This window comes from Terrisporobacter hibernicus (genome assembly GCF_020809405.1).
In the GTDB taxonomy this organism is placed as follows: domain Bacteria; phylum Bacillota; class Clostridia; order Peptostreptococcales; family Peptostreptococcaceae; genus Terrisporobacter; species Terrisporobacter petrolearius.
Genome location: NZ_CP081135.1, coordinates 2184185 through 2207310, shown reverse-complemented (window position 1 = coordinate 2207310; position 23126 = coordinate 2184185). Strand labels below are relative to the sequence as shown.

The 23126-nt window shown below is 31.0% G+C and carries 19 protein-coding genes; 1 reads left to right on the top strand and 18 read right to left on the bottom strand.

The genetic code is table 11. The annotated features are described in order from the left end of the window. Nucleotides 1-16 precede the first annotated feature (16 nt). The 17 genes from acsV to JW646_RS10825 form a co-directional block, all read right to left on the bottom strand. Entirely contained in the window at nucleotides 17-1945 is a 1929-nt protein-coding gene (acsV, locus tag JW646_RS10905) for a corrinoid activation/regeneration protein AcsV (RefSeq protein WP_148558185.1), read from the bottom strand. A 176-nt stretch (nucleotides 1946-2121) separates the two neighbouring features. Then, the gene (gene gcvH / locus JW646_RS10900; RefSeq protein ID WP_074919943.1) at nucleotides 2122-2499 is read right to left on the bottom strand and encodes a glycine cleavage system protein GcvH; all 378 of its coding nucleotides are present in this window, start codon (nucleotides 2497-2499) and stop codon (nucleotides 2122-2124) included. 32 nt (nucleotides 2500-2531) lie between these two features. After that, nucleotides 2532-4661, bottom strand: a complete 2130-nt coding sequence (gene acsB, locus JW646_RS10895; RefSeq protein ID WP_074919944.1) for an acetyl-CoA decarbonylase/synthase complex subunit alpha/beta — start codon at nucleotides 4659-4661, stop codon at nucleotides 2532-2534. A gap of 107 nt (nucleotides 4662-4768) precedes the next feature. Then, a complete protein-coding gene (acsE, locus tag JW646_RS10890; RefSeq protein ID WP_074919945.1) occupies nucleotides 4769-5584 on the bottom strand; it encodes a carbon monoxide dehydrogenase/acetyl-CoA synthase methytransferase subunit in 816 nt (271 codons plus the stop codon). A gap of 64 nt (nucleotides 5585-5648) precedes the next feature. After that, on the bottom strand, nucleotides 5649-6998 hold the full coding sequence (gene acsC / locus JW646_RS10885; RefSeq protein ID WP_228415203.1) for an acetyl-CoA decarbonylase/synthase complex subunit gamma: 1350 nt from the start codon (nucleotides 6996-6998) through the stop codon (nucleotides 5649-5651). A gap of 30 nt (nucleotides 6999-7028) precedes the next feature. After that, nucleotides 7029-7973 (bottom strand): acetyl-CoA decarbonylase/synthase complex subunit delta, encoded by a 945-nt coding sequence (gene acsD, locus JW646_RS10880; protein WP_074919947.1) that lies wholly within the window; start codon nucleotides 7971-7973, stop codon nucleotides 7029-7031. A gap of 19 nt (nucleotides 7974-7992) precedes the next feature. After that, nucleotides 7993-8763: an ATP-binding protein gene (locus tag JW646_RS10875; RefSeq protein WP_074919948.1), complete on the bottom strand. Its 771-nt coding sequence runs from the start codon at nucleotides 8761-8763 to the stop codon at nucleotides 7993-7995. Between the two features lie 54 nt (nucleotides 8764-8817). Continuing rightward, complete coding sequence (gene lpdA / locus JW646_RS10870; protein ID WP_228415202.1) at nucleotides 8818-10209, bottom strand: dihydrolipoyl dehydrogenase; 1392 nt, start codon at nucleotides 10207-10209, stop codon at nucleotides 8818-8820. Between the two features lie 33 nt (nucleotides 10210-10242). Further along, nucleotides 10243-11124: a methylenetetrahydrofolate reductase gene (locus JW646_RS10865; protein ID WP_074919950.1), complete on the bottom strand. Its 882-nt coding sequence runs from the start codon at nucleotides 11122-11124 to the stop codon at nucleotides 10243-10245. A gap of 30 nt (nucleotides 11125-11154) precedes the next feature. Then, the gene (locus JW646_RS10860) at nucleotides 11155-11835 is read right to left on the bottom strand and encodes a methylenetetrahydrofolate reductase C-terminal domain-containing protein (RefSeq protein ID WP_074919951.1); all 681 of its coding nucleotides are present in this window, start codon (nucleotides 11833-11835) and stop codon (nucleotides 11155-11157) included. Nucleotides 11836-11883: 48 nt separating this feature from the next. Beyond that, entirely contained in the window at nucleotides 11884-12741 is an 858-nt protein-coding gene (locus JW646_RS10855; RefSeq protein ID WP_206925487.1) for a bifunctional 5,10-methylenetetrahydrofolate dehydrogenase/5,10-methenyltetrahydrofolate cyclohydrolase, read from the bottom strand. Nucleotides 12742-12907: 166 nt separating this feature from the next. After that, nucleotides 12908-13540, bottom strand: a complete 633-nt coding sequence (locus tag JW646_RS10850; RefSeq protein WP_074919953.1) for a cyclodeaminase/cyclohydrolase family protein — start codon at nucleotides 13538-13540, stop codon at nucleotides 12908-12910. Between the two features lie 117 nt (nucleotides 13541-13657). Then, the gene (locus JW646_RS10845) at nucleotides 13658-15334 is read right to left on the bottom strand and encodes a formate--tetrahydrofolate ligase (RefSeq protein WP_074919954.1); all 1677 of its coding nucleotides are present in this window, start codon (nucleotides 15332-15334) and stop codon (nucleotides 13658-13660) included. Between the two features lie 85 nt (nucleotides 15335-15419). After that, nucleotides 15420-16205 carry an ATP-binding protein gene (locus JW646_RS10840; protein ID WP_139216807.1) on the bottom strand — a complete coding sequence of 262 codons (786 nt, stop codon included), beginning with the start codon at nucleotides 16203-16205 and terminating at the stop codon, nucleotides 15420-15422. 146 nt (nucleotides 16206-16351) lie between these two features. After that, nucleotides 16352-18313: an anaerobic carbon-monoxide dehydrogenase catalytic subunit gene (gene cooS, locus JW646_RS10835; RefSeq protein ID WP_074919956.1), complete on the bottom strand. Its 1962-nt coding sequence runs from the start codon at nucleotides 18311-18313 to the stop codon at nucleotides 16352-16354. A 556-nt stretch (nucleotides 18314-18869) separates the two neighbouring features. Then, the gene (locus JW646_RS10830; protein WP_228415201.1) at nucleotides 18870-20018 is read right to left on the bottom strand and encodes a tetratricopeptide repeat protein; all 1149 of its coding nucleotides are present in this window, start codon (nucleotides 20016-20018) and stop codon (nucleotides 18870-18872) included. Next, complete coding sequence (locus tag JW646_RS10825) at nucleotides 20008-21780, bottom strand: B12-binding domain-containing radical SAM protein (RefSeq protein WP_228415200.1); 1773 nt, start codon at nucleotides 21778-21780, stop codon at nucleotides 20008-20010. The genes JW646_RS10830 and JW646_RS10825 overlap by 11 nt, the downstream gene beginning before the upstream one ends. Nucleotides 21781-21901: 121 nt before the next feature. Between JW646_RS10825 and JW646_RS10820 the strand changes: the two genes are divergently transcribed. Next, entirely contained in the window at nucleotides 21902-22102 is a 201-nt protein-coding gene (locus JW646_RS10820) for a hypothetical protein (protein WP_039678494.1), read from the top strand. A gap of 3 nt (nucleotides 22103-22105) precedes the next feature. On the opposite strand, the gene JW646_RS10815 is transcribed toward JW646_RS10820, so the two are convergent. Then, entirely contained in the window at nucleotides 22106-23035 is a 930-nt protein-coding gene (locus tag JW646_RS10815) for a hypothetical protein (RefSeq protein ID WP_148558178.1), read from the bottom strand. Nucleotides 23036-23126: the final 91 nt, after the last annotated feature.

Below are 23126 nucleotides of genomic sequence, written 5' to 3'. Positions count from 1 at the left end.
TTATAAATTATTATTTTCATTCTAAAATTTCTTTTACTGTTGGGAACTGATCTATATTAGTATGTGGCAAAAAGCATGCTGACACAAATTCATCCATATATGTAGGATATACACTTAACTCTACATATGTCATTTGAGATGCAATCTCTTCTAGCTTATGTCTTGCATTTGAACTTATTAAACTTAAATATGATCCAACCAATGAACTATTTCCTATATACTTAAACTTACTTCTATCTATATCTGGAAGTAAACCTATTAAGATTGAGTTTTCAATATCAAGGTTATTTCCTATTCCTCCTGCTATATAAACATTATCAACCACTTCAAAATCCATGCCCAAACTTTCTACAAGCACTGATGCTCCTGAATATATAGCACCTTTTGTTCTGATAAAATTATCAATATCTACTTCATTAATAAACAAGTCATTTTCCAAACCTTCGTAGTCTTCTTTAAATGCTAAGATATATTCACCTATATCATGTTCATTAAATCTGACTCTTTTATTATCTAACTCTCTTTTTATTTTTCCTCTTCTGTCAATTATGCCTTTAAGTAGCATCTGACATATTAAATCTATTATACCTGAACCACAAATTCCTATAGGTGTACATTCCCCTATTATTGTTAATTCAGGGTCTAAAGTATTTTCGTCTATGCTAACTTTTTCTACCGCTCCATCTGATGCTCTCATACCACAACTAATTCCTCCACCTTCAAAGGCTGGTCCTGCTGAGCATGCACAACACATCATAAAATCTTTATTTCCAAATACAATTTCTCCATTAGTACCAAGGTCTATGAATAATGTATTTTCTTCGCTAGCCCATATTCCTGCTGATAATACACCTGAGGTTATATCTCCACCTACATAACTTGCCACGTTTGGAGCTAAGTATATTAAAGCACTTTTATTAACATTTAATCCTACATCTTCACCCATTAAGTTTGGTGATTTTAAGTATGGCGGAATATATGGTTCTAATCTTAAATAATCAGGATATATACCTAAGAAAAGCGTAGACATTGTTGTATTACCAGATAATACAACTCTTACTACGTTATTTTTATTTATACCTGTACTTGTATACAGAGATTCAATTAATGGATTTAAAGTATCTTCTATAATTGCTTTTCTCATAATTTCCAAATTGTTTTTTCTAACAGCAAATACAATTCTATTAATTACATCAGCACCATATTTTATTTGTGCATTTCCTGAAGATGCTTTTTCTACAACTTCATTAGTAATTAAGTTTACTAAGCAAACAACTACAGATGTTGTACCTATATCTATAGCTAGTCCATATAGTTCTCCTTCTTTATTTCCTGGTTCTACATTCAATATTGTAACTTTATTTTTCTTTTTAACATAAGTTAAAGTTATTTTAAAATTATCTTCTCTTAATACTAATGGTAGCTTTTTTAATATATCTAATCTAAAATCTATTCCATCAATACCCAAATCTTGTCTTACTTGTCTATCTAACCTATCTACATCGCTTATATTGTCATCTAATGACGGTTCATCTAATTCAATGTATTTTTTCTCCACATTAGTGCTATAAGAAAATTCATTTTCTTCTATTATACCTCTAGCTCTATCAAATAATTTATTATCTACTTTCTTCCCTGTACCCTCAATTTTCATGCCATGCATAGAAGATGAAAGTTTAGATGGAACATCTACAACAATATCTTCTGTTACTTCAGTTGCACAAGCTAAAATATATCCTTGTTCATACTCTTCATCACTAATATGTACTGTCTTTTCTGTATCACATTTTCCCTCTAATAACTTTACTTTACACTTTCCACATGATTGAGATCCATTACAAGGCGCATCTATAAAAATATCTGCTTTTCTTGCTACATCCAGTAATTTTTCTCCAAGTTCACATTCTACTTCCTTGTTATGTGATTTAAAAAAAACTTTAGCCATTCTATCTCACCCCAATAAATTAATTTTTATAATCACTCAACCTTATATATTACAAAAATATGTATAAAATACCCTTTTATTATTATTTTAATTCAATATACTTAAAAAAGCATAGTAAACTTAATTCTATTAAATTTACTATGCTTTCTTTTTAGTTCAAATTATCTATCTAGTTCTTATTCTAAACCTTTTTCGTAATCTTCTCCACTTAATAAAGTATCTAATTCAGATGTATCTGACATTTTTACTTTACATATCCAAGCATCGTAAGGAGCTTCATTTACATACTCAGGTTCATCTTCTAATTTGTCTTCATTTATTTCAACTACTACTCCTGAAACTGGAGCTATTAAATCAGAAGCCACTTTTGATGATTCTATAACACCAAAAGACTCATCTTTTGTTAATTCATCATCTATTTCTGGCATTTCAACAAATAAAACTTCTCCTAATTGTTCTTGAGCAAAGTCACTTACTCCAACAAATGCAAATTCCCCTTCAACTTTTACCCAAGTATGTTTTGGAGAATATTTTAATCCTGCTACTGTACTCATATATTTTTTCTCCCCTAATATCTTTATTTAAATTACATTATTGGATCCATAGATAATGCTGGATGTCCTTTTTCTTCAAGGAATGCACAAACTCCTTCAGAATCATCAGCTATTGTTTCATCACAAATCATTTGGCTGAAGTTTTCTATTCCTGCCATTTCTTTAACTGTTTGATCTAATTTATCAGCTACGAAATCTTTTAATTCTTTTGGCATCCAAACTATTCTTTCTGGTCCACCTTCAGTATAAGCAAATTTCTTAGAAGATATAAAATGTCTACCATGACCCATGAATCCTGGAGTTTGAACCCCACCACCAGTCATAGATGCAAGTTCACCGAAAGTCATACCAACAGGAGTTATTCCTGGGAACTCTCTATTTACTATAACTAATCCATTAGCTTCTGGCATAATACCGCATATACACTCGAAGCATCCACAAGAAGTCATAGGATCTTCCATTATAGAGTAAAGAGTAACTTTTTCAACTGCACCTTGAGATATTTCGTTTACAGTTTCATTAACTGATTCCCAAATACCTTTCTTGTCATCTATACAATCACCTTTAGCTATTGGTTGACAAGGTCCTGTTGGGTTAAGTTCTTTAGTAGCTTTTGCATCTAACCAAGAAACCGCTCCACAAAGTCCTAATCTTTCAGGAGTAACTACACAAACGTGAGCTGGAGCAAATGATTGACACATATTACAAGAATAGAAATCTTCAACACTTTCATCAACAAGTGATGCCAATCTATCATCTCTAGATTCATATTTAGCTAAAGCTTCAGCTTTTCTTTCATTAACTATTGCTTCATCAGTGATTATAGTGACTTCACATTTATCAACAACAGCTTCAAATTCATCTTTCATCATAGCATACATAACTTCACCTATATGCTCAAGAGTGAATCCTTTTTCAACAGCATCTTTAGATATTCTTACCCAAGACATATCCCTTTGGCCTACATGCATTAATCCTTCTATATAGTTCATAAAGTAGTGGAATCTTCTTTCAAGAACTGGTTCGAAGTCTTCTTGCATTGCTTTACCAGCTACATTAACTACTATAGCAAGTGGCAATCTAGTAATTCCATCTGCTAATTTAGCTGGGTCTATATTTTCACCTATAATTTCTATTTTGTGGTCTTCTATTTCTGCCATAGATTTAGCTATAACTAATTCCCAAGCAGGAGTTTTATTTCCACCAAATTCGTAAGCCATTTCAGCTTTTCTTATTCTTTCACCTTCGAAAGCTGCAGCGAATCCAACTGGTATAGGTATTTCAGTAACTTTTATTTTTATATTTCTAGCTTCTAATGAAGTAGCAACAAATTTATCATAATCTCTTTGAGTTAATAAGTTGCAAGGAACTTCAGTAACTACTTGGTCAGTTATAACTGGGAATCCAAGAGCTATAGCTCCAGCACCACAAGCAACTATTAATTCACTAAGTGGTCCAAATGCATTAACAAATGCAGGAACTCTCTTAGCTGTATATTCTAATAATTGGTTTAAGTCACCTGGAGGAACAGCACCGAATATTAATGCAGCTCTTATAGCAACAGAAACAACGTGTATAACTGCTGTTACATCGTATCCTAGAGGTATAACACGAAGTTCTACACTCATTTTTACTCCAGCTTCTATAGCTTGATCTATAACTTTTCCAACTAAGAAAGTCATTATACCCTTAGATTGGTAATCTTTAACTACTTTTGCTAATGTTTCAGCATCTGGGCATTCACCAAGAACAACTGCAACACCAGGTATATCCCCAGTAACTAGTGGTACACCTAGAGATCTTATTATAGGGTCAACTACGTGACCTGCACATGGAGCTTCATATGGAGTTGGATTTAAAGCATATTTAACTGCTTCAACTATTTCAGCAGCTAAAGCTGTAGCTAAACCAGCATTTAAAGCTGTTTCTAGTAATGGTTTTTCTACTATTAAAGATTTTACTATTGCTAAAGCACCTTCTAAATCTGCTAGAGTAGCCATTTTTTTGCCTGTTGCAGCATATATACATGGAAGAGAATATGCTGTATCTGGGAATGCCACCGGACATTCTTTACCTTTTTCTGCTATTGCAGCTGTAAGTGCTCCGTTTGCTGCATCATATGCTTGGTTTGCACCTGTGTAGATTATGTTATATAAATTCACTTTTTTACTTCCCCCTTTTATGAATTATATGTTTATATTTAGGCTAAGCATTAGTTTTTAATGCCTAGCCACTTAAACCTAATTCTAATTTAAAATTCTAATTTTTATTATCCTTTATAATCAAAAGCTAAATCTTTTACTTCTAAGAAAGAGTCTGCATATAAGTTTGAGTTTCTTATTATGTCGCAAGATTTTATAGTTTGCATTAATAACTCATCTAATGGGTTAACTATTGCAGAAGAGAATCCATTCGCCATAGCCATTGCTAACCAGTTACTATCTAATATTGGTCTTATATGTTTTGGACAACCATTAGATACGTTTGATAATCCACCAGTAGTTTTCAATCCCATTTCAGTCATTTGTCTTATTGCGTCTATAACATCCATTTGTTTGTCTTGCATTCCTTTTATAACTAAGCAAAGTGGGTCAAAGTATACATCTGTTTCTGGATCTATTCCAGCCATAGCAGCTGCTTCTATTAGCTCAGTACAATATCCCATACGTTGCTCATTATCTGATGGTATACCTTCTTTAGCACATAATGCTATTATAGCTGCATCATATTCTCCAGCTACTTCCATTAAATGCATTCTATCACCAGCATCAGCAGAGTTTATGATTGGTTTTCCATGAGTTCTATCATATACTTTTAATCCAGCTTCTAAAGCTGCAACGTTTGCTGTATCTAAAGCTAATGGAACATTATTTAATTCACTTTGAAGCAATTTAACTCCCCACTCCATTATTTCTGCTCCATCTCTTTCAGCTGGTCCTATGTTAAAATCTATAACATGAGCTCCTGCATCTAATTGCTCTATCGCTCTTTTTATTATTGGCTCTGGATTTCTTTCAGCTATAGCTTTTCTTATTGGTGGTGCTATACAGTGAATTCTTTCACCTATAATCATAAATTTTTCCATATTAATTTTATCCCCCTTAGATTTTATATGTTTATATAATTTTATTAATAAAATAAAACTTTATCTATTTCCCATATCTCTCTTTTAAGAATTTTGGAAGTTCCATAGCTTCTGCAGTACCAACTATAACATTCCAATCTGGTAAGTTATCTTGTATATCTGCTTGTATAACAGCAACCTTACCTGGTATGATTAAGTCTCTGCTCTTAGTCATATCAGCTATACCACACTCTTTAACAAAGTTTCCTATTACACTACCACCAAATTTACCAGCAGCCCAAGATGTAAGAACTGAATATCCACCAGCATCTGGTATTACTAACCAGCAAGGAACTTTAGATCTTTCAAGTTCACCAGTTACAACAAAGTAAGTTAATGCAAAGTCAACAGTTACTAAAACTGGAGAATTTTCATCTGGGTTATTTATTGGATAAACTTTAGTTTCAACTCTCATTGGTTTTTGAGGATCAGTAAATAAGTTTTGTCTTAAAGCATATAGTGGTAATGCTTTTGCATAGTTTATGTCATCTATTACTATTATAGAACCGTATTTAACTGTAAATGCAGATGATAATGCAACTTCCATCATTTCATCTCCATTAGCTAATTTATTTACAAATACTATAGATGGGTATCCAAAAGTTCTATCTTGTTCTTTTAATGCTGTTCTTCTTACTTGAACTGCATTAACATAAGTATCTTTTACAGTTTCACCTGTTACATTAAGTATTAATTCTTTATATCCAGCTTTTTGAACTAATTCTGTTGTTTCATATAACTCTTCTAAGCTAGCAGCTTTTAGGCCTAGAGCTAAGTTATCACCTTTAACTACATCTATCATAGCTTCATAGTTATCCTTAGTTGCTCCAACTACTACTGGTTTTAATCCAGCAAGTGCTGCAACAGCTTCTTTAGCTACTTCAGCATCATCTACATTTAAGATGAAAGCTACACTAGTTTCTGCTTTTAATTTATTTATTATATTTAAGAAATTTTCTTTATTATCACTGTAAGTAACACAAGCGAATTCAGCTTTCATTATTTCGCCGATTCTTTCATATTCTACAGCTTTTATATTAGCTATTTTAGCATCTACTTGTTCTTCAGTCATACAATCGCAAAATGCTATAGCATATCTATTTTTACTTACTAAAGTTTTTTCATGTCTAAATAATACAGTTTCTCCACCTAGAGTATATTCGCTTTCTCCAGCTCCAACTTTTAAAGTTTTCATTGGAGGTGCAGTTGCCTCTGATAATTTTTGTATTGATTCATCAGACATATGTGGACATTTTTCAACCTCAACCGCTCCTGAAGCAACCTTCATAGAGAAAGCCATACAAGTTGGAAATCCACATTCTTTACAGTTTTTCTTTGGTGTTAATTTAAATATATCTAAAGCTTTTAGTGCCATTATTTTATCCCCCTAACCTTACAAATATTATTAAGCTAACTCGCTTATAAATGATTTTATAGTTTTTACTGATTCTGGATGACGAAGTATTACAGCGTCAGATCCGCCTACTAAAACAGCTGTTGCTGTAGAAACTTCCATTGCTATACTTCTCTTTTCACTGCATCCCCATTCTGGTTGATCTGCTTCATCAGCTATAGCTTCTTTAACATGACCAACTTCAAAAGAAACTGGTGTAACTATTGGTATTTGTAATTGCTTATCATTTTGGTTGAAAGCAGCAAGTCTTATTCTATCTATTGTAGATGCAACATACTCATATCCATATCCAACAGCTGAACACCCAATGTTCATAACTATATTTTCAGGTTTAACACCTAATTGAGTTAGCAAAACATTCATTTGTTTAGCTAAGTTTATATCAACAGCTGATTCTGCTCCAACTTTTTGACCATAAGCTAATCCTGCCGCAGCACCTACTTCTTTGTAGTTATCTTCAACTGCAGATAATATTAAAACATTTTTGCCTTCTAAAGCTTCTGCAACTTTAGCAAATAATTTACCATCTTTTTCAGCAACACCACATCCTGCAACTACTAAAGGTAAGTCTATTGCGTCAGCAACTTTTTTAGCTACTTCTGCACATTCTTCAGGAGACTTATCATCAGCGTTAGGATCTGCTCCAACAAATCTTAAGCATATAAAATCTGCTTCTGAATTATCTTGAACATATTTTGCCCAAGCAGCAGGGTCATTTGCTACATCTTTGTACATTTCTTTGTAGCTATCAATCCAAGTTTCTGGATATATATCATTTATCTCTATCCCTACTTTTTGAATATTACCTGTATCACCATCAAAGCTATAGAATGGTAATACATTCTCTCCACCTAGTGTTATAGCTTTTTCTCCTGTTCCTATTACTACTTCACTTACTTTTCCAGAACTCTTTTGAGCAGACATTTTAAATGCCATATTTTTTTCCCCCTTAAGCCTATTTTAATTCTAATTTTGCCACTATATTCTCCATGGCTAATCTAGATTTTGATTCCTCTGGTAATTTCACTAATGGAATTCCATCTGAATCATATTTGTATATTAATTCATCTAAAGGTACAACACCTAGAAGATCTAAATTATGCATATTAATTTCTTCTTTTACACCATCACTTAATATGCCCTCTGGTGCTTTATTTACTATAAGATAAACTTTTCCAACACTTAAATTTAATTCCTTAGCTAAGTCTCTAATTCTTGCAACAGCTTGAATACTTCTTCTTGAACAATCACTAACTAATAATAAAGTATCTATATGTTTAGTTGTTTTCCTACTTAAATGTTCCATACCTGCTTCATTATCAGTAATAACATAATTGTACTGACCAGAAATTTGTTTGACTTGTTCTCTTAGTATTCCATTTACGAAGCAATAACAACCTTCGCCTTCAGATCTACCCATTACTAACAAGTCATATCCGTTTCCTTCTACTAATATAGAATTTAACTTCCATTGCAAAAACTGAGCTTTTGTCATACCTCCAGGAAATGAATTTCCTTTTTTTTCAGTCATATTAGCTTCTTCTCTAATTTGACCTATAGTTTCATCAACTTCAACACCTAATACTTCATTGATATTAGCATTGGCGTCAGCATCAACTACTAAAATCGGTTTTTTATTTTCTTTCAATAATATATCTATTAAAAGCCCTGTAAGACTTGTTTTGCCAGTTCCACCTTTTCCTGCTACTGCTATGTTATAACTCATTTTAGGATTTCCCCCTTAATATGCCTAAACAGAGCTTTTACTCTGTTACTTAGCTTATAAAGATGATGGTACTGAGTGAACGCATTCTCCATGAACATCATGTAATGCTTCCATAATACCTTCTGATAAGCTTGGATGTGCGTGTATTACTTTTCCTACATCTTTAGCTTTTAGACCTAAACCTACTGCTAGAGATAATTCAGTTAATAGGTCTGTACAGTGAGGTCCTACTAGAGTTGCTCCTATTATTACATCGTCTTTATCAACTAATATTTTGATAAATCCTTGTATCTTTCCTATAGCTTTAGCTTTACCTAAACCTCTAAAATCAAATTTACCAACATGATATTCTACACCTTCAGCTTTTAATTCGTCTTCAGTTTTTCCTACACCTGCTACTTCAGGTTCTGTATATACACAACTTGGGATAGATTTATAATTAACAGTTTCGCCATTTCCTTTTACTGCATTTTCTGCAGCTACCATACCTTCAGCAGATGCAACGTGTGCAAGCATTGCTCCTGGTATAATATCACCTATAGCGTAAACACCTTCAAGATTTGTTTCCATATATTCATTTACTTCAATGAACCCTCTGTCAGTCATTTTAACACCAGCTTCAGCTACACCAGAGTTAGCTAAGTTTGGTTTTCTTCCTGTACAAAGTAATACTACTTCTGCTTCTAAAGATTTGCCGTTATTTAAGTTAAGTTTAACTATGTCATCACTAACTTCAAAGCTGTCAGTTGCAACGTTACACATAACTTTTATTTTGTCTTTCTTGAATTGTCTTGCAAGAGCTTTAGCACCATCAGAATCCATTCTGCCTAATATTTGTGGAAGAACTTCTATTATCGTAACTTTTGTTCCTAGTGAAGAATAGAATTGACCTATTTCAGATCCTATAACTCCACCACCTATTATAACCATAGATTTTGGTAGTTTTTCTAAACTCAATACTTCATCAGAAGTTATAACATTTTTACCATTGTATGGCATAAAAGGGAATACAGTAGGTATAGAACCGTTAGCTAATATTATTTTATCAGCTTTAACTTCTTCTACACTTCCGTCATCCTTAGTAACTTCTATAGTATTTTTGTCAATTAGTTTTCCAAATCCATCTATTTTTTTAACTCCTCTTTTATCAAAAAGGAATTGGATTCCTGCAACTAATTCATCTGTTATTTTTTGTTTTCTAGCTACTATAGCTTGAAAATCAGGTTTAACTTCACCTTCAACATTTATTCCAAAAGATTTTGCTTCTTTAACTGTTCTTAATACATCACTAGAAGCTAATAATGCTTTAGTAGGTATACATCCTACGTTTAAGCAAGTTCCACCTAGTCTACTTTTTTCTATTACTGTTACTTCAGCACCAAGCATAGCTGCTTTTAAAGCTGCTACATATCCTCCTGGGCCACCACCAACTACTGCAACTTTCATGTTCAATCCCCCATTTAACCTAAAACAAAATTTTTATAACCCTGCTTCGTCTAATATTTTTGGAACATTTTCTTCTGCACCAATTGCCATTATATGTACTCCATCACATAGATTTTCTTCTTTAAGTTGTCTAATGAATTCACCAGCCATCTTAATACCTTCTTGCACATAATTACCTTTACCTGCTGCTTTTAATCTTTCTATTTGGTCATCTGGAACAAATATACCAGGAACATTTGCTGTCATAAATTTAGCCATTCCAGGTGATTTTAATGGAACTATACCAGCCATGATTTTACAATCCATATCCTTAGTAAGTTCTCTAAATTTTCTCATATGTTCTATATCATAAACTGCTTGAGTTTGGAAAAATTTAGCTCCAGCATTTATTTTCTTCTGCATTTTTAATAATTGTACTTCTATTGGATCATATTCAGGTGTAACACAAGCTCCTAAATAGAAGTCTGTTTTTCCTTGTAATTCAAGTCCCACACTATCTGTACCTGCATTTAAAGTAGAAGCTGTTTTTAATATACCTACAGAATCTAAATCAAACACTGGTTTAGCCTGTGGATGGTCACCTACACTTGTATGGTCACCTGTTAAAGCTAATAAGTTGTCTATACCTAATACACCAGCAGAAAGCATTTCGCCTTCTATTGCGATTCTATTTCTATCTCTACCAGTCATTTGTATTACTGGCTCTAATCCTATATCTTTTAATAATTTACATGTAGCTAGAGAAGTTGCTCTCATTACAGCAGATTGGAAATCTGTTACGTTTGCAGCATGAACTCTTCCTACACATAATTTAGCACATTCTAGTAAGTGAGAAAGGTCTGTACCTTTTGGTGGTGCCATCTCTGCAGTTACAGCGAATTCTCCTCTTTCAAATGCTTCTTGTAACTTACTCATGAAAATAATCCCCCTTTATTTACCTAACTTTTAAGCTTCAACTTCAGCTTCAGCTTTTCTATTTGCGTTGTGTCTTCTTGGATTCAATTGTTTAGAATAATCTTTTGGAGCTCTTACTTCTAATAAGTTATCTAGTTGATTTAAATCTTTAAGTCTTTCATAGATTTTTACCCATGCACAATCATTGTCTGGATCAACTTCACATTTACCATTTTTAGCTCCACCACATGCGCCATTTATTAAGCCCTTAGCACACATAGTAACTGGACAAATTCCTCCAGTCCAACCAAGTTCACATTCTCCACATGCCTTACATGCTTCTTCAAATTGACCAACTCTTTCAACTTCACCTATAAATAAAGTATTATTAGCTGGGTAAACAGGAATATTTTGTTTTTTAGTATTTTTTACAATAGTTTGAGTTCCATCTCCACATGCTAATGATAATATTGCATCAGCATCTTTTAACTCATTTTTTAATGATTTGAATTCTTTCTTACCTAGTAACAAGTTACAAGCTGTATCTGGAAGAAGACATCCTAATACTTCTTTTCCTTCAGCTTCTAATAAAGCTTTCATTTCTTGTATTTCAGGTTCACCACCAGTTTTACTAGCAGCTGCACATTGGTTACATCCTACTAATATAACCTTTTTAGCATCTTTTAAAAATCCTAATATTTCAGCCATTGGTTTTCTATCAGATATTACCATAGATATTTTCCCCCCAAAGTTTTCTATTTCAAATACATTTGTGTCTATTTACTTGTTGTTTTGTTGTTTACATGCTTTTATCACATGTTTAGCAAGTATAGAAGTTGTTACTGAACCAACACCTGCTGGAACTGGAGTTACCATTGATGCTTTTCCTACAACATCATCAGTATCAACATCTCCGCAAATTCCTCCACCTTCAGGTTTAGCATTTATACCAACATCTATTACAACCGCACCTTCTTTAACATACTCAGCTTTAACCATTCTCGCTCTACCAACACCTGCAACTAATACATCTGCATTAGCACAAACTTTTGGTAAATCTTTAGTTTTTGAATGGCAAATTGTAACTGTAGCATTTTCACCTAGTAATAACATTGATACTGGTTTACCAACTACCATTGATCTACCTAGAACAACTACATTTGCCCCTTTTAGTGGTACATTATAATGTTTTAATATTTCAACCACTGCTGTTGGAGTACATGGAGGGAATCCAGTCTTGTCTCCTTCCATAAGTTTTGCTGTATTCATTGGACTAAAGCAATCAACATCTTTTTCTGGTGCTATAACATTTTTTATTACTTCTTCATCTATACCTTCTGGTAATGGTCTAAAAGTTAATATTCCGTGCACTGAAGTATCCTTATTTAACTTTTCTAATACTTCTATATATTTTTCTTGAGTTGTTCCATCTGGTAACTCAGTAACTTCTGCTGTAATTCCTATTGTTTCACATTTTTTAAGAGCACCCTTTTCATATGAAAGGTCATTAGGCTTAGCACCAACTCTTAAAATTGCTAATTTAGGTTGTATACCATCTTTAACCAAGGCTTCACATTCACCTTTTAACACTTCGCTAAGTGCATCTCCAACTGGCTTACCTTTAATTATCTCTCCCACTCTACTTTTCCTCCCACATTTATTAAGATTATTTTCCGTTTGTCCTTAATTAAATTATATACTTATCTTATTATTTTCGCTTTTATATAAATAGTTTTGTATAAAAATATATTATAATTTTGAAGCTATAATATATTTTTGTGTTATTAGTTTAATCTGAAGATTATTATCCTAAAGCAACTAATACTTTTTGATATACTTCATCACAAATTTTAACACCATCTTGCACTAATTGATTACATTCTGTTTCTATTTTCCCTGCGTATTCTCTATCTTTCATTGAATTAACATTAATTATTACATTCAATTGGCCTGATAATATAGCAGCTCTTAAGCATTGAACTCCGCATCCCACATCACTTATAGCAAGCTTAGAACCTTTATCAACAAGTTCTTCATGTAGTTTTATAGAGTCGAAGCATAATCTTACTATATTCATAGGTACTTCACATGCAACTTTTAAACATTTTTCCATTGTTTCAGATTTATATTGCTTTTCTTCTTCAGTAGAAGTTGGAAGACCATATGCTTTTGATAATGGATAAAATCCTTCTGCATCTTTATCTATCATAGATAAAAGCTCTTCTTCTAATTTTGCTGCTTTAGCTAGTATTTCTTGAATAGTTTCTTCATACTGAGCATACTTTTTCTTTCCAGTAGTTAAATTACAAACCATACTTCCTAGAGCCATACCTATTGCTCCAGCAAGTGCAGCAGCTCCTCCGCCTCCTGGTACAGCAGATTTAGAAGCTAATACTTCAATAAAATCTACACAACTTTTTTGTGCTATTTTTTCCATAAAGATTTATGCCTCCTTAAATTATTCAAGGTTAATTGAGAGGTAGTGCACAAAATAGTATTGTGCACTACTTCTTTGTATATATATGTTTAAATATTAATTTTCAATTTTAAAATTCTAGAATAATCCTGAAATTACTCCATTTTCATCAACATCTATTCTTTCTGCAGCTGGACGTTTTGGAAGTCCTGGCATTTTCATTATTTCTCCAGTAAGAGCAACAACAAATCCTGCACCTGCAGAAACAGTTACTTGTCTAACTGTAATTTTAAATCCAGTAGGTCTACCTAATACATTAAGATCATCAGTTAAAGAATATTGTGTTTTAGCCATACATACTGGCATGTTTCCAAATCCTAAACCTTCTAATCTAGTTAATTCTTTTTTAGCTTGAGGAGTAAAGTTAACTCCATCAGCTCCATATATTTTAGTAGCTATTGCTTCTATTTTTTCTACTAATGTTAAATCGTCTTCATAGCAGAATTGGAATTCATTTGGTTGATCACAAAGTCTTACCACTTCTTTAGCTAATTCTATTCCACCTTCTCCACCTTTAGCCCATACTTGAGATAAAGCAACGTTAACACCTAATTCTTGACATTTAGTTCTAACTAATTCAACTTCTGCTTGAGTATCAGTTGGGAATTCATTTATAGCAACTACTGCTGGTAATTTATAAACTTGAGTTATATTTTCAACGTGTTTTAATAAGTTTGGTATACCAGCTTCTAGAGCTTCTAAGTTTTCATTATTTAATTGATCTTTTGGAACTCCACCATTATATTTAAGTGCTCTAACTGTAGCAACTATTATAACAGCATCTGGTTTTAAGTTAGCCATTCTACATTTTATATCTAAGAATTTTTCAGCACCAAGGTCAGCACCAAATCCTCCCTCAGTAACAACGTAGTCTGCAAAGTGCATAGCCATTCTTGTAGCTATAACAGAGTTACATCCATGAGCTATATTAGCAAATGGTCCACCATGTACGAAAGCAGGTGTTCCCTCTAAAGTTTGAACTAAGTTTGGTTTTAAAGCATCTTTTAATAATGCAGCCATAGCTCCATTAGCTTTTAATTGTTCAGCAGTTACTGGTTGACCTTCAAAGTTATAACCAACAACTATTCTTCCTAATCTAGCCTTTAAATCCATAATATCACTTGCTAAACAGAAAGCAGCCATTACTTCTGAAGCAACTGTAATATCAAATCCATCCTCTCTTGCAACACCATCAGCTCTAGATCCTAATCCATCAACTACGTTTCTTAATTGTCTATCGTTCATGTCTACGCATCTTCTCCAAGTAATGGTTCTACTATCAATTCCTAATTCATTTCCTTGATGAATATGGTTATCTAATATTGCAGCTAATAAGTTGTTAGCAGCACCTATAGCATGGAAATCACCAGTAAAGTGTAAGTTTATGTCTTCCATTGGTACAACTTGAGCATATCCACCACCTGCTGCCCCACCTTTAATACCAAATACTGGTCCCAAAGAAGGTTCTCTTAATGCAACAAGTACATTTTTGCCTAATTTGTTTAATCCATCAGCAACACCTATAGTAGTAGTTGTTTTTCCTTCTCCTGCTGGAGTAGGGTTTATAGCTGTAGTTAATATTAACTTAGCTTTTTTACCACCATTGTCTTTTTTTAATAGATTATAATCTACTTTAGCTTTGTACTTGCCATATAACTCTAAGTCATCCTCTGTTAAACCTAATTTTTTACCTATTTCTCTAATATCTAGAGGTTTTGCTTCTTGAGCAATTTCAATATCTGATTTGAATCCCATAACTATTCCTCCCACAGTTTTTATAATAAGCAGTAAAAGTATATTTTTATGTACTATTACTGTTTTAAGCTTACTTTATCAATTTTTAACTGTTCTGATTTTTTATTTCAACTAGTCTATTTTTTATAGCTTTTATCTCATTTCTAGTTGCTTCACTTATATCGTAAGGAGATTGGTTTGCTCTATCTGAATCAATTACTTGCTGATTATAATGAATAAATCCTAAAGCTTCCCCATCTTCAAGATTACCCTTTATAAACTCAATATCTTCTTCGTCTCTCATTTTATTTCCAACTACATATACTTTTTTAACACCTATATCATTACCAAGTTTTTTAACTTTTCTATAGGTTTGTAAACTTCTTTCACCAGGTTCAACTACTACTATAAATGCATCAACACCTTGAGCAGTACCTCTTCCTAAATGTTCAATTCCTGCTTCCATATCCATTACAACAACATCGTTGTTTTGTAATATTAGATGTGAGCATAATCTTTTTAATAAGACATGCTCTGGACATACACATCCAGATCCGCCTGTATCAACAGTACCTAGTGTTAACAGTCCTACTCCATTATGTTCTTTACAGTATTTTTCTGGAATATCATCTACTTTTGGATTTAGTTTAAACATTTTATTAAAAGTACCTTCACTAGTTGCAGTTCTTTCTGATACTAATTGTTTCATTTCAGATATTGGTACAATTGATTCATAAACATCCTTTGGAAAACCTAATGCTAAAGCTAGATTGGCATCTGGATCTGCATCAACAGCTACAACTCTAAAGCCTTCATCTGCAAACATTCTTGCTATCATTGAGGAAAAAGTTGTTTTACCTACTCCACCTTTTCCTGTTATTGCTATTTTCATATTCCCCTTCATCTCCCGTCCTTAGTGTATTGTCTTAAATTTAATAAAAAGCTAATTTTTATCTAAATATATATGTAGTTAGTTTATTGTTAATTAAATGTTAACAATAAACTAACTTTTATTAACTTAATTTTGTAAATTATTTATTACTCAGCAGCTACTTCTGCTAATCTTTTGTTTAAAACTCTTTCTTGATATAATTCTTCAAATGCTGGACGTTTAGATTCTATATCATCCATTATCATTTTAGCTAATTCAACTGGATCTTCGTTAACAAAGAAGCAAGCTCCTACTTGATCTTTTAATCCACCACATAATAATTCAACGGCTTTAGAAGAACCTGTAACTGGTGGCATAACACCTAAGAAAGTATCTATACCAGAAGATACAACATAAGTTCCTATAGCTATTGCTTTTTCTGACATCCACTCTGGAGCACATCCAGCAACTGGTAAATCAGATATATCCATATCACAAGCATTTGCAACTATTGAACAAACATTCAGTATACGAGAGTTATCAACACAAGATCCTAAATGTATTACAGGTGGTATATCAACTAATTGACAAACTGTTGCCAAACCTTTTCCTGCGTATTTAGGAGCATTTTCTTTTAACATTAAACCATTCTTACAAGCTGCAGAAGCACCACATCCTGTAGTTACTACTAAGAAATCATTTTTGATTAATTCTTTTATTATAGTTAAGTGGTTGTGGTTAGATGGAGTTTTAGCATTGTTACATCCAACAACACCTACAACACCTCTTATTACTCCAGATGCAAGAACATCTACTAATGGTTTTATAGTGTCCATTTCATCTATTTGTGTATTAACAACATTATTTAATTGTCCTACTATAGCTTCTTCAGCATATCCAACCATACCTTCTGATTTTAAATCTGGAACTAAAACTTTAGATGCATCTCTATTTTTAAAGTTCATTATAGCTTCTCTTACTATTGTCTTAGCATCTGCCATAGCTGTATCTTCATGGAATTCCATATGTGTAGCTCCAGTTATTCTAGCTTTTGGAGATGTAGTTATAAATTTAGTATGATAATGGCTAGATAATTCAGGTAAAGCTGGGAATATACATTGAACGTCAACTATCATAGCTTCAACAGCACCAGTTATTATAGCTAATTCTTGTTGGTGGAAATCACCAGCTATTTTAACACCATGTCTCATTGTTAATTCATTACCTGTACAACATATTCCAGATAATGTTATTCCATCAGCTCCAACCTCTTTAGCTAATTCTTGCATTTCTGGTAATTCAGAAGCTGCAACTATCATTTCTGATAATGTTGGCTCATGTCCATGTAATATTATGTTTACATTGTTTCCTGCTAATACATTTAAGTTAGCTTCTGTATGAACTGGTTTTGGAGTTCCAAATAATATATCAGAAATCATTGTACCAATCATAGATCCTGCCCAACCATCTGCCATTGAACATCTCATTGACATGTGTATTAGAGAATCTAAGTCAGCTGTACACCCTATATGAGTTGAATGCATTACTGTAGCTATTTCTCTATCTATAGCTCTTGGTTCTATTCCTAATTTATTCCATAGTTCTTGTCTTACTTTTGGAGCTCTTTTTAATAATTTTGATACACCAAATGGTTTACCAAATTCCATTAAACATACTTCAGCTACTTCATGAGCTAATTCATATATATCTTTACCTTCAGGATTCACATCCATAAATTTAGCAAATTCTATTAATTTTTGAGGTTCTTTAACTTGATAGTCTCCACCAGGGCAAGTTAATGCTAATGTATGAGTTATATCTCTAGCATGGTCTGAATGGGCAGCAGTTCCAGCAGCACACATTCTAGCGAAGTTTCTACCAACGATAGTATGTTCATCAGCTCCACATAACCCCCTTGGAGTTTTTGCACTTATTCTACATGGTCCCATACCACAGTTTCTACAACATACACCTTGAAGACCGAAACCACATTGAACTTTGTATCCTAACTTTCTTTTATACATAGTTTCAACGCCATCTTTTTCTGCCTTCTCTAACATTACCTTACTATTTAAGTCCACTGTCATGTTTTGCATTTGCTCAAGAACGTTAATATCTTTTTTTTCCATATTCTTTTTCCCCTCTTTGTAATTTTTTAACCCTATTTTTTGAAACAACAAAAAGATGCCTTAGTTATATATTTCAATATATTTAAAAAAATATATGATAAACAAAATTATTAGGAAATAATTTCCCTAATTTAAAAAAATTATTTTTTTCACAAGCATAGATATAATTTGTTATATTCACATAACATTAAACGCATAACTATCTACCGCTCTTATACAATTTTAAAAGATCGTTCTTTATAGATTAATTATTTGAAATTATTTTGTCGATGGAAATTTAGATTAGAACATAAGATTAGATTTATCACCATTTATTTTCCATTTTTTTCATTTAGTCGCTTTAATTAGATTATATATTAATTTACTTGAATTGTATACCGATTTACATTTTAAAAATATCATTTATAATCATTCTTTTTTTAATTTCCTTTCTAGAATAATGATTTTTTTCTTTCATAAACATTTTCTTTTTACAAAAAAGCCATAGTTAAGAGATGATTTATCTCTTACTATGGCTTTTTTCTAAAATATATAAAGTTTTTAATATAACTTTTAATTAGTTAACTCTATAATTATCTAACTCTCTCATACAAGAAATTGTTATTTCATCTTCAGGATTTAATTCATAAGCTCTTTCTATATAATAAATAGCATCATCTACATCTCCTGTATTTAAATATGCCATTCCTAGGTTACAAAGAATTTCAGGATCTTCTTTTATTTTTGCCGCTTGTTCTAATAGTTCAACAGCTCTATCCATATTAAATGATGAAGCTTCACATAAAGCAAGTTCTACTAAAGTATCTACTTGTTTAGGTCTTATCATTAGTATTTTTTCAAAATAAAGCATAGCTTTATCTATTTCTCCCATATTTTTATAAGCTATACCAATAATAAATAATAAGTTCCACCAATCATTATATTCTTCTTCCAGAGGCAATAATTTTTCAAGACCTTCTTCAAATTTTCCTTGGAATACTAAAGAGTATCCTTCTTCATATTGAACTTTATAGTCCATCTTTCCTATGTTTTCTTGTATTTCTGCTATTATATCTTCATCTAAACCTAGCTTCATTGCTTCTTCCCAGATTGATTTAGCTTTAATATATTGATTTTGATTATAATAATGATATCCTAAGTGATAATATGCTAAGGCAAAGTTTTCATCCATTTTAATTATTTCTTCAAGCTTTTCTCCTGCTTCTAATAAAAATGCATTCATTACATTTGCATCACCATCTTTTTGATAAGTTGTTGCAACTTCTTGACAAACAATAGCATAATTATAAAGTCCTTCAATATCATTCGGATATAATGTAATTAATCCTTTTATATAGATTAATGCATCTGTATATTCTCCAAGCTCAAAATATTTTCTAGACATATATCCAGCATAAGATCTTACTTCAAAGCTTACTTTTTTCTCAAGAGCACTTAAGAATTTTTTATACTCTGAATTATACTTAAAATCTGGATCAATACCTATTATATATATCATTGCATCTGCTATAGACATTGAATTTAGTCCTTCTTGAGCTGTCTTTTCCTTTATTCCTTTAACAAGAACATCATTTTTTATAGGTACATTTAAACCTTCCTTTGGTATTTCATATCCATCTAAATGAAAATCTCCATCTTTTTTTACAGTTATAAATGCAAGTTCTTCAGTTTTTCTAAGTAAATATTTATCTATTTTAAACTTCATCTTCTTCTCCTACCTTTACAGTATAAGTTTTTGACTTATCAAATACTTTATTAGTATTGTAGTCAAATAGTATTACAGTTTCTTCCTTTTTTAATTTTACACTAATATCTTCTTTTAATCTTAAAATATCATATTTAAACGGTTCAAAATGAATATATTTTAAAATATATTTTGTTGGTGTATCTGCAAATTGGGGTAAGTATTCTTTAAGATTGTCCACATTATGTAGGAAATCATGACACTTACTTTTAAAATTACTTATTTCTATTTTGTTAAAAATAGGTGGAACTGTTGATATTTTGCCTAATGATAAATAGTCATATTTTAATACTTCACTAAATAAATCATTATCTTTATTTATTTTCTCATTATAGAAATCTAACAATATTTTGTATAATTGATTTTTTCCTTGAGCCATATGGAAGTATCCCATTTCTTCAAAATATGTTGAAAATTCTTCAAAGAATTTAAATGGACTTTCACTATAATAATTTTGAATTATATATTCTAAAGACAATGGGAAGTTATTAGAATTATAATAAGTTTCTAATATTTCTTCTATATCTTTTATTTTTAATATTTCATCATAACTTATAAAATCATTATATAAAACTTCGTATGGAGCATAATCTTTAAACCTATATCCATACTTTTCCGAATTATATCTCATACCTGTTCCTTTAATCATCTTTAAGAAACCAAGTTGTAATTGCTCTATTCCTAAATTAAATACATCATTGAATGACTCTTGAAATCTTTCATATCCTTCATAAGGAAGACCCGCTATTAAGTCTAAATGTTGATGTATGTTTCTAAATGATTTTATGGTCTTTACTACATATGATAATTTTTCAAAATCATCTCTTCTACCTACTGCATCTAAAGTTTTTTGATTAGTACTTTGTACTCCTATCTCAAATTGGAATAGCCCTTCTTTACAATTTTTTAGGAAGTTAAGCATATCATCATCTAGTAAATGTGCTGTAACCTCAAAATGATATGTTGTATAACCATTGTCATTTTCCATTAGAAAATTCATTATTTCCTTAGCAAATTTCTTATTTGCATTAAAAGTTCTATCTATAAATTTAATCTGAGATACTTTTGCATCTATAAGATTTTTTAAGTCCCTTTTTACTCTGTCAATACTAAAATACCTAAGACCTTTTATGGCTGATGATAAACAGTACTGACAGTTAAATGGACATCCTCTAGATGTCTCATAATAAACTATTCTATTTTCATATTCTTTTATATCTAAGTTATCATAAGGACTTGGTATATCATCTAAATTTTGTAGCAATTCCATCTCTTCACTTACTACAATGTTTTCGTCTTTTCTATATACAATGCCTTTTACATCTTCTATATTTTTCTTACCTAAAAAATGTTTAACTAAATCTCTAAATACTAACTCACCTTCACCACATAGTATATAATCTAAAAACTTATATTCTTCCATAGCATTTTCACTATCATAAGTAACTTCCGGACCACCTAAACCTATTTTAATATCTGGTTTAACTTTCTTTAAATTGTCACATAATTTTACTATGTCATAAATATTCCATATATATGTTGAAAAGAATACTATATCATAATTATTCTTGTATATATCTTTTAAAATATAATCTAGTTGATTATTAATTGTATATTCTCTAATATCCACATCAACTAAATCTTTTACGCTTTCTTTTAAGTATCTTATTGCCAAATTCGTATGAATAAACTTAGAATTTAGCGTAGTTAATAATATTTTCAAATATTTCACTCCTTTTTAAATTTATACTATGTTTTTATATGGTTTTTAAGTTAAAATAATATAGTAAGGTAAATTTTACAAAATATACTAAAATCAACAATTTAGAAAGGATGTATTTATTATGGAATCTATTGATCAAGTATCTATAAATGATTTATCAAAAAGGGATTTATTATTATTGATCAAAGCTCTTGAGTTTACTGGGGAGAATACTAAACTTGATGAATTCATTAATCTCAAAAACAATATTGTTAAAGAATTATGTTTTTTAACTGAAACTACTGAACAAGAATTTATTAGCTATTTAGAACAAAATAGTTAATTCTTATGCTTTTTTAAATTTAAAATTATATTCACCTGATTTTGATTTAACTTTTACGTGAAGAACATTGTCCCTCAATTCTTTTGATGCAATATTTATTTTATTTAATATAGCGTCGCAGACAATTTCTCCTTCATCGTACTTAATTAAATTTCTAGGGTCTGAATTTAAATCATAAGTTTTTTTGTTAATTACATACTTCCTTAATTTTATTATGTAATGAGACATTTGCTCAATAAAATCTATATTATCCATATTTAATTTTGATTCCTCGCCCAATATTGATAATATAGATTTTTTTATGCTTAAAATTCCTATATTACTTACATTTCTTTCTTCTATATAAATATCATATATAACATTTAATAAATTTTTTATTATTTTTCCGTCATCATAATCGTCTACTTTTAAATCTATATAATTATCAATTAATTGTATAGTATTAATTCTAGCCATTTGAAATTTTACCATATTTAGTTTTTCTAATTCAATGGAAAATCCTATAATTCTTTCCTTTAATAATTGCAATAATCTGTCATACTCTATATTTTTGTTGTCCAAAATATAATGTATTAATGCATTGTACATAAGAGCTCCTATAGTATACTCAAATAAATTATCCTCTTTTTTAAAGTATTTAACATATTTTTCAATTAAACTTATTACTTCATCTTCTGACTTTTGAATATTAGTATTTGCAAGTATTAATGGTAGTAGAATGTTTAGTATATCATCATAGGATGGTTTTATACCATAAAAATTATAATATCTTAATTCATCTTTTAATCTATTATTATCTATGTATACATATCTTTGAATTTTATCGTCAATTAAACACTTAGTATTAATAATAATTAAATCTGTTAACCCTTTTTCCTCATCATTAATGTTAAAAGAATTTAGATAAGAATTTCTTATTAAATTATCCTTCATAAATTAACTCCCTTATAAGTCTTTTACCTAGTATTTTTATCAATTTTATTGCCTTGTATTCATATACCCATAATCATGATTTTCTAAGAAT

Bases quoted from the DNA above. Each gene is read 5' to 3' on its own strand.
- gcvH (WP_074919943.1), bottom strand. From the start codon at position 2,499: ATGAGTACAGTAGCAGGATTAAAATATTCTCCAAAACATACTTGGGTA.
- JW646_RS10875 (WP_074919948.1), bottom strand. From the start codon at position 8,763: ATGAGTTATAACATAGCAGTAGCAGGAAAAGGTGGAACTGGCAAAACA.
- JW646_RS10865 (WP_074919950.1), bottom strand. From the start codon at position 11,124: ATGAGTAAGTTACAAGAAGCATTTGAAAGAGGAGAATTCGCTGTAACT.
- cooS (WP_074919956.1), bottom strand. From the start codon at position 18,313: ATGGAAAAAAAAGATATTAACGTTCTTGAGCAAATGCAAAACATGACA.
- lpdA (WP_228415202.1), bottom strand. From the start codon at position 10,209: ATGAAAGTTGCAGTAGTTGGTGGTGGCCCAGGAGGATATGTAGCAGCT.
- acsD (WP_074919947.1), bottom strand. From the start codon at position 7,973: ATGGCATTTAAAATGTCTGCTCAAAAGAGTTCTGGAAAAGTAAGTGAA.
- JW646_RS10850 (WP_074919953.1), bottom strand. From the start codon at position 13,540: ATGGAAAAAATAGCACAAAAAAGTTGTGTAGATTTTATTGAAGTATTA.
- JW646_RS10840 (WP_139216807.1), bottom strand. From the start codon at position 16,205: ATGAAAATAGCAATAACAGGAAAAGGTGGAGTAGGTAAAACAACTTTT.
- acsC (WP_228415203.1), bottom strand. From the start codon at position 6,998: ATGGCACTAAAAGCTTTAGATATATTTAAATTAACACCAAAGAAAAAC.
- JW646_RS10820 (WP_039678494.1), top strand. From the start codon at position 21,902: ATGGAATCTATTGATCAAGTATCTATAAATGATTTATCAAAAAGGGAT.
- acsV (WP_148558185.1), bottom strand. From the start codon at position 1,945: ATGGCTAAAGTTTTTTTTAAATCACATAACAAGGAAGTAGAATGTGAA.
- JW646_RS10830 (WP_228415201.1), bottom strand. From the start codon at position 20,018: ATGAAGTTTAAAATAGATAAATATTTACTTAGAAAAACTGAAGAACTT.
- JW646_RS10815 (WP_148558178.1), bottom strand. From the start codon at position 23,035: ATGAAGGATAATTTAATAAGAAATTCTTATCTAAATTCTTTTAACATT.
- acsE (WP_074919945.1), bottom strand. From the start codon at position 5,584: ATGGAAAAATTTATGATTATAGGTGAAAGAATTCACTGTATAGCACCA.
- JW646_RS10845 (WP_074919954.1), bottom strand. From the start codon at position 15,334: ATGGGATTCAAATCAGATATTGAAATTGCTCAAGAAGCAAAACCTCTA.
- JW646_RS10860 (WP_074919951.1), bottom strand. From the start codon at position 11,835: ATGGTAATATCTGATAGAAAACCAATGGCTGAAATATTAGGATTTTTA.